At 44.7% G+C, this 13141-nt stretch carries 11 protein-coding genes and 1 tRNA gene; 8 read left to right on the top strand and 4 right to left on the bottom strand.

All coding sequences use genetic code 11. The features are described from left to right. Positions 1 to 331: 331 nt before the first annotated feature. Together EKG39_RS05915 and EKG39_RS05920 are read right to left on the bottom strand one after the other, a co-directional pair. Complete coding sequence (locus tag EKG39_RS05915) at positions 332 to 982, bottom strand: MarC family NAAT transporter (protein WP_126504837.1); 651 nt, start codon at positions 980 to 982, stop codon at positions 332 to 334. A gap of 283 nt (positions 983 to 1265) precedes the next feature. Continuing rightward, on the bottom strand, positions 1266 to 2357 hold the full coding sequence (locus tag EKG39_RS05920) for a calcium:cation antiporter (protein ID WP_126504838.1): 1092 nt from the start codon (positions 2355 to 2357) through the stop codon (positions 1266 to 1268). Positions 2358 to 2752: 395 nt separating this feature from the next. Between EKG39_RS05920 and EKG39_RS05925 the strand changes: the two genes are divergently transcribed. Next, a complete protein-coding gene (locus EKG39_RS05925) occupies positions 2753 to 3073 on the top strand; it encodes a hypothetical protein (RefSeq protein WP_126504839.1) in 321 nt (106 codons plus the stop codon). Positions 3074 to 3182: 109 nt separating this feature from the next. Further along, on the top strand, positions 3183 to 4955 hold the full coding sequence (locus EKG39_RS05930) for an alkyl sulfatase dimerization domain-containing protein (protein WP_126504840.1): 1773 nt from the start codon (positions 3183 to 3185) through the stop codon (positions 4953 to 4955). Between the two features lie 350 nt (positions 4956 to 5305). On the opposite strand, the gene EKG39_RS05935 is transcribed toward EKG39_RS05930, so the two are convergent. Together EKG39_RS05935 and EKG39_RS05940 are read right to left on the bottom strand one after the other, a co-directional pair. Beyond that, positions 5306 to 6229: a LysR family transcriptional regulator gene (locus tag EKG39_RS05935; RefSeq protein WP_126504841.1), complete on the bottom strand. Its 924-nt coding sequence runs from the start codon at positions 6227 to 6229 to the stop codon at positions 5306 to 5308. Between the two features lie 185 nt (positions 6230 to 6414). Continuing rightward, entirely contained in the window at positions 6415 to 7671 is a 1257-nt protein-coding gene (locus EKG39_RS05940; protein WP_126504842.1) for an OmpP1/FadL family transporter, read from the bottom strand. 682 nt (positions 7672 to 8353) lie between these two features. Here EKG39_RS05940 and EKG39_RS05945 point away from each other — a divergent pair. The 6 genes from EKG39_RS05945 to EKG39_RS05970 all read left to right on the top strand — a co-directional run bounded on the left by EKG39_RS05945 (position 8354) and on the right by EKG39_RS05970 (position 12625). Continuing rightward, the gene (locus EKG39_RS05945) at positions 8354 to 9931 is read left to right on the top strand and encodes a reductive dehalogenase (protein ID WP_246028419.1); all 1578 of its coding nucleotides are present in this window, start codon (positions 8354 to 8356) and stop codon (positions 9929 to 9931) included. A gap of 10 nt (positions 9932 to 9941) precedes the next feature. Then, positions 9942 to 10220, top strand: coding sequence for a hypothetical protein (locus tag EKG39_RS05950; RefSeq protein WP_126504843.1), 279 nt, complete (start codon positions 9942 to 9944; stop codon positions 10218 to 10220). A gap of 127 nt (positions 10221 to 10347) precedes the next feature. Continuing rightward, positions 10348 to 10992: a hypothetical protein gene (locus EKG39_RS05955; RefSeq protein WP_126504844.1), complete on the top strand. Its 645-nt coding sequence runs from the start codon at positions 10348 to 10350 to the stop codon at positions 10990 to 10992. Positions 10993 to 11055: 63 nt separating this feature from the next. Continuing rightward, a complete protein-coding gene (locus EKG39_RS05960) occupies positions 11056 to 11778 on the top strand; it encodes a helix-turn-helix transcriptional regulator (protein WP_126504845.1) in 723 nt (240 codons plus the stop codon). 115 nt (positions 11779 to 11893) lie between these two features. After that, a complete protein-coding gene (locus EKG39_RS05965) occupies positions 11894 to 12328 on the top strand; it encodes a GFA family protein (protein WP_126504846.1) in 435 nt (144 codons plus the stop codon). 206 nt (positions 12329 to 12534) lie between these two features. Next, positions 12535 to 12625, top strand: a tRNA-Ser gene (locus EKG39_RS05970). The last annotated feature ends 516 nt before the right edge of the window (positions 12626 to 13141 follow it).

Consider the following 13141-nt stretch of genomic DNA (forward strand, 5'->3'; position numbering starts at 1 on the left):
GTAATACTCAGGTGGTGCCGGAAAATCTATTGCTCCTTTGGCAAAGGCTAAAGGAGTGAAAATTAACGACGCAAATAGAAGAGATGACTTGGTAATTGCCACAAATAAAATCCCATACATGTTGATTGAGTATGGGATTATTCTGTTTGTTGCTTTTTAAATAGACCATGAATTACAAAGATCCATATTTTATTGAGTTTAATAAAAATGCAAATATAGATTATTGTTGAGGTTGTTAAATTTAGATTCAATTGGAGAATTGAAATCGGGCTCACCTACCTAAGTAGGTGAGCCCTAAATGACGACAAATTACAATGTTCACTGGGTTTTGTTACAAAAGCTGGTGAATTTCTAGCACAATTTCTTCAATACCGAGAGTGAAGAACTGCACCCCCATACAGATGAGCAGGAAGCCCATGATACGTGTAAACGCATTGATACCATTTTGACCGAGCGCTTTCAGTAGTGGGTAAGCCATAGTTAAAGTAAAATTCGCGATAAGGGTAACCAGTCCGAGTCCAACAACGACACCACCATAAACGCTAAACATGCTGACATGATCTTCATTGGTTGCTATTTGAGCCGCTAAGCTGATGATCATCGCCATAGAACCTGGCCCACAAAGTGAAGGGATGGTAAGGGGCACCAAGGCGATAGAGTCTTGGCCAAGGCTAGTCGAGCTGCTCTCTTGACGTGGAAACAGCATATTGAAGCCAATCGCGACAATGATTATGCCACCACCCAGGCGTAAACTTGGGATAGAGATACTAAAGAGCTCCAGTATCGAGGCTCCGATAAAAAAGGTGAGGCAAAGTGCGATAAAGAGATAGATGCCAGTTGTTTTAGCTTGAGAGACGATGTAGTTTTTTTCGCGACCTTTACTTAAGCCGAGCAAAACGGTTGCCGCGGCTGGTGGGTTCATTATCGGAAGCAGACCGATGATCGTGAGCGATATGTAGGTTAATAGTGTTTCTAAATGCATAGTGATTCCAAAGTGTTTGAGTTACAGCAAAAAAGATTGCGCTATATAAAGAACGCTTAAGAATGAAATGCCATCCGTTAACGTTGTGAGTACAGGGCTTGAAAGCATAGCCAGATCTAATCTGAGTGATTTTTAAATTGTGGAAAGCCTTATTAATTAATAGTAAACCGTCGTCGGGTAGCGCAATAAATGCGAAACCAGAGCGCGATAAAAATATCTTGCATGGAAAACTCCAAAACTTAGTTAGGTTCTGGCAAGTGAGAGCCAGAACCTATATCGCGGCTTAGTCAAACATTAAGATGATGTAAGCAAAGAATAGGATCAGGTGAGTGACACCATTGAGCGAGTTGGTTCTGCCACTACTAAAGCTTACGCTGGTCATTAACAGTGTCGCTCCAAGTAACACCATCTCAGCAGGCGCTAGGCCTAACTGAATAGGCTCATTCATCATTCCCGAAATCAAAAGTACTGCCGGAACCGTTAATGCTATCGTTGCGAGGACGGAACCAAAGAAAAGGTTCATTGCTCGTTGCAACTGATTAGTGATGGCTGCCTTGACGGCTCCTACGGCCTCCGGGGCAAGTATAATCAAAGCAACAACTAAACCACCGAGTGCTGCAGGGGCCCCCATTTCCGTGATCCCATCGTTAATAGGAATGGCAAGACTTTTCGCCAGTAAGATAACCACCACCAAGTAGCAGATCAGCATAAGCGTATGGTAGGTATTGCTATGCAACGGGCCGTGATGTTCGTGGTGGTCTTCGTTATCGGCGTCAATAAAGTAACTGGTGTGGCTACGCGTTTGTACAAAAAGAAACACAGCGTATAACGTGATAGAGGCAAGAACTAATGTCCAAGTCAAACTTAGTGACATGTTGCCTAGCGCATCTGTGCTGGTGAAGTTTGGTAGTACTAAACACAGTAGAGCGAGAGGAATGATGGCGACTAAGTAAGCTTTTATACCGTCGAGGTTATAAGTTTGGGTACGGTACTTTATGCCTCCTATCAGTAAAGTTATACCCACAAAGCCGTTCAGCACCGCCATAACTACTGCAAACATGGTGTCTCGAGCTAAAAACGGGTTCGACTCTCCCGTTAACATGATAGAAGAAACCATAATAACTTCGAGTAGTACAACCGAGAGTGTCAGAATAAGAGTTCCATACGGGTCACCAAGCTTTATCGCCAATGCATCAGAGTGATGCACAACGGCAAATATTGAACTCATAACCACATAAAAAAGGATGCCAGTAGTAATAATATAAGAGAGTGGCGTTAATCCTCCACTCAGTAAGCTGTCACCTACTAGCTTAAAAAAGAGAACGGCGAGAATGCCTAGCGGTAGTTTGTATTCTTGTTTAATTATGTCCAACATGTTGAGCCTTATTTAAGTGACCGAAGGCTCGCTATTGTCCTTTAACGAGAGTGAATCGGATTGATACCGCTGATCCCTAAGCAGTACAACAATAGGTGTACGATACGGTTAATGAGTAATTCAGACCATGAATTAGAGAAATTCTTTATTGGTGTTTAGCAGTCATAGGCGTCATTGAAAACAATAAAGTAAAAGAGGAGGGGGAATGCAATAATTAATTACTTTTGTTTCCAATTACTGCATTGGGTTAGATTTATCTTTTGCGTGAAATATCCCTAGACGTATTCCTTAATTTATTGCTGATTCTCCATATTTGAATTTCTCTAATTCCTAGCTAATAAGTTGTGGTTGCTCGATGATAGTGGCCAGCTAATTGTTGGATGAGGTTGATTCTTATGGGTTTTACAATGTTCTTGAATGATAGGAAGTATAGGGGTTGTGATATGGGGGAAGGGCGTTGCACTATTATTATTACTTTTGCGAAAGATATAGGAAAGTTATGTGAATGCTATAGGGAAACATACTTCAAACTAGAAAGAGTAATTATATTAGATACATCAGAACACTGGAGTAAATCAGTTGCAAACTTAACGAATTCAGAATGCAATTTACTTGTTAGTGATGTGAGGTTATTAGCGGATATATATTGGCTGGAAAGCTACGATATAAAAATTGAACAGCGTAACCCCTATTTAGAAAGTGAATTAGCAACTTGATTCGGCACTTGAATACTCCTCAGGCCGCTTGGTAAGTCAGGTATTAATTACATTAATTAAACTGTCACATATAACTTTTGACATATATTTAAATAGAGAGACGTTTACTATGATAAACACTAAGAAAACTCTAACCGCTACCCTTATGGGTCTTAGCTTCACGGCAATTGCCACAACCAGTGAACCTACTAGTCAATATGGCATGTCTCTGCATGATGAGCTGGTAACAACCGCAAATGGAGCTGTTACCACTTTTCCTCAAGCAAATGTTAATAAGAACTGGGAAGTAGAAACAAAACAGGTCACAGAAATAACCGACGATGTCTACCGCATAGCAGGTTGGGGAATTGGTAACATCATAGCCGTAAAAGGTTCTGAAGGATGGGTCATTATAGATACTGGCGATAATAAAAAATACGCCAAGGAGCAAAGGCTAGCTCTTGAAGAAAAAGTAGGACAACCGATCAATGTCGCTGCTGTGCTCTACACTCACACGCATTATGCCCATGGAACAGAGGCATGGTTAGATGAAGCAACGAAGATATATGGACATGAGCATTTGGTAGCAAATCTACAAGCGGATTCTGGTGTAAGTGTTTTAAGTGGAAACTTCAACACCCGTGCCGCAATTCAATTTGGTATGCTGCACCCAACTCATGGAGAAGACGCGTTTCCGAGCCTGTTGGGGTTTAGTGCCGAAAAGCTCACTGGAACTTCTGGGTTTGTAGCCCCCACGGTTACCTTTGCAGATGGTGTCGTTGAAACACATTCAATTGCAGGCATTACTGTTGAAGTTCTACCAAGCCCCACTGATGTATTAGACTCTGTCGCCTTCTATTTTCCGGAGACAAAATTACTTGTTTCCAATGCCATGAATAATGGAAGTATGTTTAATCTGTATACATTGCGTGGTGATGTATACCGTGATCCGATCCGTTTAGTTAAAGCGGCTGACTTAGCACTAAGCCGTGATATTAAATATCATGTTGATATTCACGGAGCGGCCAATATTGGCGAAAAAAATGCTCGTGAGGCACTAGAGTCTTTCCGTGACAGTATGCAATTGATTCACGACCAAACCTATCGTGGTATTGCCATGGGCAAAGATGCGCAAGAGATTGCTGAGTGGATATATATGCCAGAGGAACAGCGCGTAGGCAAAGAGACTTATGGTCAGGTAGAGAGTTACGCTAAGCAAGTTTACAGTGCACGTATTGGCTGGATGGGTTGGGATGTTTATGAGATCAACCCCTTACCAAAGCAGACACAAGCGAGTAGAACGGTTGAGGCGATGGGGGGGGGAGAAGCGGTACTATCGATGATAGATAAAGAGAGACCGATTGATAACGTTCAAAGTGCACAGTGGGTGTTACATCTAACGAGTCAACTCACAAATATGAATGATCTACCTGATGCGGCCAAACAAGCAAGAATAGAGGCAGCCAGAATGTTAGGTCAACATACAACATCAGCAAATGCACGAGGTTTTTATGTATCAGAAGCCTTGCTGCTAGAGGGTAAGCTAAGCCTTGGTGAATTTACTATAAATGACTATCAAGAGCTGAGCCGAGTTCTTGGCGCTATGACAGCAGAAAAGCTTTATCAATCCCCAGTCAATGATAATGTCCAATATTTACGTTATTTAGTTGACTCGAGAAAAGCGGAGGGCAAGTTTGTTGAATTCAATGTGAAGTTTACTGAATACAATGAATTGTATTCTATTGTGCTTAGAAATGGTGTGATTGCGATTACTCACCAGCCGAATTCAGGTAAGACTTTCGAGCTGGATAAACGTGAATGGAACCAACTGGTATTGGGAGAGAAACGGTTTTCGGAGCTGGATGATGAGTTGGCGATTATAGAGCAAGTGATAGTTCGCTAACATATATAGTTCTAAGTAAGCTAAGAATGAATAAGGGGATAGAACTATGAAAGCCATCATGTGTATTAATTCTGGCTTAGTGTGACACTAAAACACCTCATATCCCCTGGCCGTATTTATCAAGGGCTACTCGAAAGAGTAGCCCTTTTTCGTTTCAGAGATTGATCTAAATGGATTTCTCCCTCGGGCTCCTAATATTTAAAGACTGCTATCTCTGCACCCCTATCTTTCATCGAGAGTCAAGACGAAAGGTCCATCAGAAATAATGAGCCTTTTGGTATTGGAAGGGGGGGGAATTGAACCCCCAGCAGAAATGCCGGGCCTTTTGTTCAGGAAGCTGTGGTGGACGATTAACTCCGAGCTGCATCCATAACGGGCTTACCTAGTAGCCCGCTGGATTTGGCCATTTCGATAAACAAACGCATACGCTGATTTTCATAGGGAGTCCTGGGGTAGATTGCCCATAGGGGGCCCGGTGTTGCGTACTTGCCGTCAAACATCCTTACAAGTTTCTGTTCTTTTAGATGTTCCTCACAGACAAAATCCGGTAACCAACAGATGCCGTGTCCAAGCAGGGTCATCTGCAACGCAGCCTCGGCTTCATCGAGCTTCAAGTGGCTCTGAACCGTTAGCGACTGAATGGTATCGTTATCCTGCCATAACCAATGGCCATTTTCGAGATCTGTGTAGTTGAGGATAACCAGTTCAAGTTCTCGCAGTTCTATGGGACTCTCAGGGCTCTTTATTTTTGCCAGATAGTCGGGACTGGCGTAGAAGTCTCTGTTAGTGATGGTCAATACTTCGCTTATAAAGCTCTTGTCATCCAGAGGTTTAGTATTGAACATCAGATCGAAATCAAACTTAGAGGCATCCGGTGCTGACCAGGTCGAGGTTAGCTCAAGATCGATCTTGGGATATAGACGCACAAATTGGGAAAGAATTGGGCCTGCAATGGTTCGATTGAATAGTCCAAGAGCACTGACTCTGAGTTTGCCGCAGGGTTCACTGCTGGTGGATTTCATCCGTTCGGTGGCCTGCTGCCACTCCATTTCGATGGTCTGACAGTGTTGCAGGAACACCTCACCTTCGGATGTCAGAGAGAGTTGACGGGTGGATCGCTGAAACAGGGTGACGCCAAGATAGCTTTCAAGTTGTTTGATTCTTCGGGTTACGCTGGGACGGGGGAGATCATTCGCGTCAGCAGCTCGTGCAAAGCTACCGACTTTAGCTATCAGGTTGACCAAACGGATGTCGTCGAGTGATATTTGGTGCATACATGGCCTGTGTTTGCGGAGTTTGATGAGTATTGATATAGATGATAGTAGCAACGAATTCCCTGAGTACAAAATAGAGAAAAGCTGAGGCTAGCCTTGTATCCGGTATAACTCGTGCTTATCTGCCAGAGTAGCAGCCATCGATGGCCTATACTCTGACGGATAAGGGGAGATGTATAAAGTGTTTAGAATGTCTTGTTAATACCCAGACTGACAATATGTACGTGTGCCTCACTCTCACCAACCACACGCTGGCTGAAAGGTGTGCCAGCTATAGGATCGAAACCTTCTATGGATTGGTTGACCTCAATGTCACCAAAATCAAGGTATTGATAGCCGATGTTGAATTCGGTGCTGTCATTCAGTGCCCAGTCAACACCTGCAGAGTAGGCGATTGTTCGGTCTAAAGGAGGATCTATCTTATGGTTGCTTTTAGAGACGGCCGAATCGTCGTAGTTGACTCCAACCTTAAGGCTTAAAGATGGTGAAACCTTGTATGCCAGGCCAATAGCACCACCCCAGGCGTCTTTCCAGTCCCGTGGAACTAAGACTGTAGGACCGTCCTCATGGACGATTCGACTCTCTTTCATCTCAGACCAATTTGCCCATTCAATATCGGCTAGCAGGGTTAGGTTTTGGGTTAGTTGCTGATCCAGACTCAGGGTGACCAGATCAGCGAGGTTGAACTCTTGTGAAGCCTGATACTCAGTGTTTCCCATCGGAGTTTCTATGATAGCGGGACCGGTCACCTCATGATCGACCCCGGCTACATAACGCAGGCCGATCCTTGTATCTGTCCCAGGTCGATACATAACACCTAAAGCCCAAGCGAGCTTAGTGTCATCCAGATCCAGATTTTCAGAAGCTTGAGGGAAGGGGGAAAGATCCAGCTCCCAACTCATATAACTGACTCCGGCACTACCACCCACCGACCATTGCGGGCTGATTTCGTAACCTATAGCTATTTGAGCGACCGCTATCAATACTTCGATCGACTCTATGAAATTTGAGCCTACCCAGTTTTTACCTGCATCGGTGGCCCCTCCTGCCGGAGAGGTCAATGCAAAGCCTATCCCCCAGTCTTCAGTTAGTGGTTGACCGTAAAAGAATGATCCTCCGCCGGTGAGACCGACCCCATAGTCGGTATTTTTGCGACGGTGGTCGAAGTCATCATTGGTTCCGCTGGAACCTTGATCGTAAAAATTAAAAGAATCCTCAATTAATAACAAATTACCTTGTATCTCAGGCTGAGAAAGATAAGCCAGACCTGCGGGGTTGTTGAAGGCGGCAGAAGCACCAATATCTGCTGTCTGACCGGCTCCTGCGGTTGCAAGATAGGCTGTAGTGGTTTGTTCTCGCAGGATGCCACTGGCTGATGCGGTGGTAGCAATCCCCGCCGCAGCCAGTGCAAGCAGAGGTAGATAGTTGTTACGGTTTTTCATAGTTTCAATCCTTGTAAATAATTTCGAAATACTGTTTTAATTTTATTTTTTTTGGAATGTTTGTCAGTGAAACGCCGGCAAATATATACTTATTTGTTTAAGTTTGTGATTTGTTTTGTTTGCTTGTTGTGACTCGTGACTAATAAATATTTTTCTTTTGAACTGAACGTTTGGTTATGTGAAATAATGAATTTCAATATTGATAATTAACATGAGTAAAATGCAGGAGATGGTCGTTTATCATTCTTATCTGACGTTTATAATAATATTGTTATCATTCTATTTGGTTTAAACCCGTTTGTATTTGTGTGAGATCTGGTTGAGATAGAGGTAAGGGTGCTTAAGAGCACGTATTGGTGGAAACTGTTACCTGGATTGCAAAGACGGAAAGTGCTGTGGCTTTATCTCGGAGTGAAAACTGGCAGGAAACCCTGCTGTATCAGTTGTTGAAACGATTTTGACTTCCTAATTATCAGAAATGAAATTGTCAGTTGTTATTTATTATCTATTTGAGTTTTTCTGGTTGGTATATTATTAATGCCGAGTTTTGATGTATTCGGTAATAACATCTAATTATATTCAATGGTTAGCTGTTTTTGAAAGTGTCTGTTTATATTTTGGTGTTTAGGACGTAACAATAATTAATATTGTCTTGAGTGCTTTGATTGTGAGGTAAGAATTTATGACGAGCAGTAAAAAAGTGGATATTGATAATACCAATGTGCATTCACAAGGGCTACTGGATAATCCTGAGAGACGAAAACTTTTTAAACGCGCAGCCATAGGTGGCGGTGTGGTACTTGCTTCAGGCCTAGGTGCATTCGGTGTCGGTAGGGCTTCTATCGAGGGAAAGGTTGATAAAAACTGGCCGGATCTCGCCGATGATTTCAAGCCATTTCCTCAACGAGACACTATGTGGTCCTATGCCGGTAGTCCACACTTGATGATGCGCCATCCAGAGCGAAATGAGCAGTTTGGTCGGCTGGTTAAAAACGACTCGCGCTACAACTTTCAGCTTCAGGTACCCAGATATGAACACAAGGGCTGGGATAACTCCCGCCCCGGTTTCACCCAACTGGATACTGCGCTGCAGCATGCCGGATGGTGTCCGCCTCACAAGTGGGATCTTCGCCTGGGTGCCATGGGAATACCGGATACTCAGTGGTTCTCATGGGACCAGTCCGGCGTCGAGCACGAGCAGTACCAGTTTGAAACTAAGCTGGAGGCGTCAAACGCAATACGCAGTGCTGCTCGCCTGTTTGGCGCGGTGCGCTGTGGCATAGCCAAGCGTGATAAACGTTGGGACTACGACCCGATCTACAATGCCGGCGCCACCGTTGAGATGATGGAAGGTGCGGAGCAGATGGGCGTCAGCAAAATCACCGATCCTCAGGAGATGGCCAAGGCGATGCAGGGGATGATGGAGCATTTCAAGTCAGAGGATCGTGAACTCAGCTGGGAGAAGGACTTTCCCTTCGAGCCTAAGTCTGTGATCGTGATGGCGGTTCCTATGGATTACGACAACATGGCTACAGCACCGTCGCGCACCTGCGCAGGAACCGTCGGTGATGGCTACACCAAGATGGCCACTCTGGCATCCCAGATGGCTCAATTCATTCAAGGTCTCGGCTACCATGCCGTTGCCAGTGGCAACGATTTGGGTAATTCAGTGGCCTATGGTATCGCAGCTGGCCTCGGAGAGGGAGCCCGAAATGCGCAATTGATCGTCCCCGGATACGGCCCTCGCATTCGTCTGTGTAAGGTCTATACCGATTTTGATTTTGTTGATCACGACAAGGCACGTAGTTGGGGCATCACAGAGTTCTGTAAGACCTGTAAGAAGTGTGCCGATGCCTGTCCGAGTAAGGCTTTGGATACTCGTGAGGATACCAGTTACACCTTCGGTGGTGAACATGCCGAGGAGCCTGGTTATTCCTGGAATAACCATGAGGGGATCAAGAAGTTCCACAGTGATTCGAAAAGGTGCTTCGATTACTGGCTTGAGAGTGATACCGACTGCGGCGCCTGCATCGCATCTTGTACCTTCAATGAGCCCGATTATTGGCATCATTGGATGATTGTCGCCGCTAACCCATTCGTGCCCAGTGCTTTGCATGGTGCCATGTCAGAGATGCACCCCGCCTTTGGTTATGGTTCAACCGAAAACCCGGCTAAGGTTGCTAAGTTCTGGAATACCGGTGAGGGGATGCGTGTTAATCCAACCAACCGTAATGTGTTTGGCGCCGTAGGCCGTTCTTAAGGAGTAGAAAATGGAATTACTGGAATTTTTCATCATGGGTATTGTATTTACCCTCGGAGTGCAGGCCTTTGCTTATGTCTCTATCAAGGTCAAGATGCCCTGGTTCGCCTGGGCGGGACTTATTACCGGTGGCCTGACTTTTCTGTTTGGCATTGGCTGGGCCGGAAGTTCATTTATCGAAAACGTGCCTCAGTCAGGTTCTCTCGGTTTGACCGTATTTTGCATGCCAGGCTTGTTGCTGATGGCATTCGTGTTACGTAAGTACCTACCAAAGGGGACCCGTCTGTAAACACCTAACGACTGAATCTCTGGTTTGTATCGACATCACTGTCGGCACGGGTCGGGGCTGCAGTTGTCAATGGTGTTTGCAGGGGGAGAGAGTCGATGAATCAATTAAGTGCTGGAGTTTTTTGACCATGAGATATGGAACAGAGAGTTACAAAGAGTGTAACCATTGTGGTGGTAGCCTCACTTTCCGACCATTATTGGAAGTGAATGCACGATGCGCCACATTGTGGAGTGACGGTTATTTCGATAGCCCTATGGTGCCGGAGCAGCCATTGCTCGTTAAGTGCGGACACTGCAAAGCTGAAGTCTGGTTGCCTGAGTTGAAAACATCAGTGCTTGATTGTGCTGACACCGCACTAGATCACTTAACTTTGGATGAAGATGGACTGTGGGTTCTGCTTGGTGAGTATGGGAAGCAGCCCTCTGAGCATCAGTTGTATATTCGGTTGAAATTATGGCAGTTGGCAAATCATAAATATCGCCGTGAAAAGACCTTTACAGTCGAATGGAACTCGCGTGAGCGAAGTAATATGAAAGACCTGATATCGATACTGGATATGAATTCTGTGCAGGAAAGATTACTGGCTGCGGAGTTGTTAAGGCAGCTTGGTGATTTCGATGGTGCAGAGAAACCGCTACAGGCACCACTGGAGGGGAGTGCTTTTGAGGTATCAAAGCAGATTTTACAACGCATTAAACATAAGCAGCAACAGGTGTTCAAATGCAATTTGCATACATCGAGTAAAGAGTTAAAAACCGATGACTTCGACTAAGCATGTAATATCTGTGGGCTGCGCAGCAAGAGATATAGCGACAAACTAGCGAGGATATAACTCATGACACAGGTTCCGTTATCCGCTGCGATGAGAGCCTTATTGCAGCAAGGATGTAAAGCGCTTCAGGTCGATGAGATCTGTTATTGCTATGATGTTCAGACCCCCTCAGATTGGGGACAAAAGATGGGCAGTGATATGCATCATATCCGCAAGTTCACTAAGCGCCGCAGGTTATACGCCAGCTCTGTGAAAGGTCTGAATTTATGGCGACAGAAGGTGCAATTCTTAAAGAATATGGAGGAGGTTGTTGGCAACCTTACCAGTGATTCTGTGTTTGTCTGGCCACAGAGTCGCTTGCCTTTGGGAATGAAACGTTACCTTGAAAGTCAAGATATAGAGGACATAGTCACAGTTTCGGTATCATGCCCCGTTTCCCCTCAGTTGGCGGGGCGCTTTAACCTGATACTGTCACGCTCTGAAGAGGTTGACGAACTGCTGGAGAGGATAGGCGAGGTAGAGGGCTATCTGGTTCGTCTTCAAACCCAAATAGCACTTCATCATGGCGCCGAGATCAATCCGTTGGTGGATTATAATATTGTCAGCCCAATTTCCGCTTATATCCTGGGCCATCTTGCCAATGGGTTAGATAGGGAAGAGATCTCATCACAGCTGAGCCTGACCCTGCGGGGAGTAGACTATCACCTCTCAGTACTCAAACAGACACTAAATGCACGAAACATGGCACAACTGGTTCATGAGGCTGGCAAGCTCAGATTGTTATAATTCTTTGCCGGAAATTACCGGATGATTGTCGTAGTGAGTTTCTTCAAATTGAGCGCCCTTAGACTACACTTCAAAGCACTTATCAATAATCTTACGCTATATATAGGATGACATTATGAGTGCAAAACCAAGTTTTCAAGGTAGCTGTTTTTGTGGAGCCGTTCAATTTACAGTTACGGGTACCCCAAATGGGATGGGCTATTGTCACTGTGAATCTTGCCGTAAGTGGTCGGCAGGACCTGTAAATGCATTTACCTTGTGGGATCCAGAGGCCATTAACATCACTGCCGGGGCCGATAAAATTTCCAGCTTTAATAAGACTCCCGGTAGTACCCGCAAATGGTGTCGTGAATGTGGCGGACACATTTTGACTGAACATCCGACAATGAATTTGGTTGATGTATTTGCCGCAAGCATTCCATCACTTAAGTTTGAGCCGGGTATTCATGTTCATTATCAAGAAAGTGTTTTACCCATTAAAGATGGGTTACCGAAAATGAAAGATATGCCGAGTGAAGCCGGTGGTTCCGGTGAAACAATGCCTGAATAGATCGCCAATCTAGTGTTGGATTTGTGCATCTCTGTAATGAGCCCGTTTTGACGATGTAATAGCGTATTATCTAAGCCAGTATTGGTTTTTATTGAGTCACTTTGGATGAGAGTGAATCAATTTGACGATCAAATGAGCATTCGATTGGCTGGTGGCAAGATAGGTGTTTACACATAGGGGGCAGGGCGCTATTATATCGCTCGTTCGGAGAGATGGCAGAGTGGTCGAATGCACCGGTCTTGAAAACCGGCATGGGTTTGTAGCCCATCTAGGGTTCAAATCCCTATCTCTCCGCCATATTAAAGACGAAAGGCTCATCAGAAATGATGAGCCTTTTTTCGTATTAAAAGGAGTTGAACCCTAGGGTTCCTATTGTTTAAAGGCCGCTATCTCTCCGCCCCGGTCTGTTATAAAGAGTCAGATGAAGGGTTAATCGGAAGAGTGGCCCTTTTTCGTATCTGAGGTTCTTTAATTGAACCCAGGGTTCCTATTGTTTAAAGATCACTATCTCTACAGCATATTTAAGACGAAAGGCCACTCGGAAAAGGGGCCCTTTTTAGTATCTGAGATTCTTTAATTGAACCCTGGGTTCCTAATGTTTAAAGCTCGCTATCTCTCCGCCACTATTTGTTATAGATAATCAGATGAAGGACAACTCGAAAGAGTAGCCCTTTTTCGAATCGAAAGTGTCCCGTCCTGAGAAGTGCTTACACTAACGCCCTGGCACTTAATACTTTGAGCTAGTCAATTAGTCTAGGTCTTGATGGGCATGATTGAGCCTTGAACCATACTTTACTCTTGTGAATACGGCTT

Source organism: Shewanella atlantica (assembly GCF_003966265.1).
GTDB classification, from domain to species: domain Bacteria; phylum Pseudomonadota; class Gammaproteobacteria; order Enterobacterales; family Shewanellaceae; genus Shewanella; species Shewanella atlantica.

What these genes read in the sequence shown, in the direction of transcription:
- EKG39_RS05915 (WP_126504837.1), bottom strand. Translation starts at nt 982, where the DNA reads ATGCATTTAGAAACACTATTAACCTACATATCGCTCACGATCATCGGT.
- EKG39_RS05920 (WP_126504838.1), bottom strand. Translation starts at nt 2,357, where the DNA reads ATGTTGGACATAATTAAACAAGAATACAAACTACCGCTAGGCATTCTC.
- EKG39_RS05925 (WP_126504839.1), top strand. Translation starts at nt 2,753, where the DNA reads ATGGGTTTTACAATGTTCTTGAATGATAGGAAGTATAGGGGTTGTGAT.
- EKG39_RS05930 (WP_126504840.1), top strand. Translation starts at nt 3,183, where the DNA reads ATGATAAACACTAAGAAAACTCTAACCGCTACCCTTATGGGTCTTAGC.
- EKG39_RS05935 (WP_126504841.1), bottom strand. Translation starts at nt 6,229, where the DNA reads ATGCACCAAATATCACTCGACGACATCCGTTTGGTCAACCTGATAGCT.
- EKG39_RS05940 (WP_126504842.1), bottom strand. Translation starts at nt 7,671, where the DNA reads ATGAAAAACCGTAACAACTATCTACCTCTGCTTGCACTGGCTGCGGCG.
- EKG39_RS05945 (WP_246028419.1), top strand. Translation starts at nt 8,354, where the DNA reads ATGACGAGCAGTAAAAAAGTGGATATTGATAATACCAATGTGCATTCA.
- EKG39_RS05950 (WP_126504843.1), top strand. Translation starts at nt 9,942, where the DNA reads ATGGAATTACTGGAATTTTTCATCATGGGTATTGTATTTACCCTCGGA.
- EKG39_RS05955 (WP_126504844.1), top strand. Translation starts at nt 10,348, where the DNA reads ATGAGATATGGAACAGAGAGTTACAAAGAGTGTAACCATTGTGGTGGT.
- EKG39_RS05960 (WP_126504845.1), top strand. Translation starts at nt 11,056, where the DNA reads ATGACACAGGTTCCGTTATCCGCTGCGATGAGAGCCTTATTGCAGCAA.
- EKG39_RS05965 (WP_126504846.1), top strand. Translation starts at nt 11,894, where the DNA reads ATGAGTGCAAAACCAAGTTTTCAAGGTAGCTGTTTTTGTGGAGCCGTT.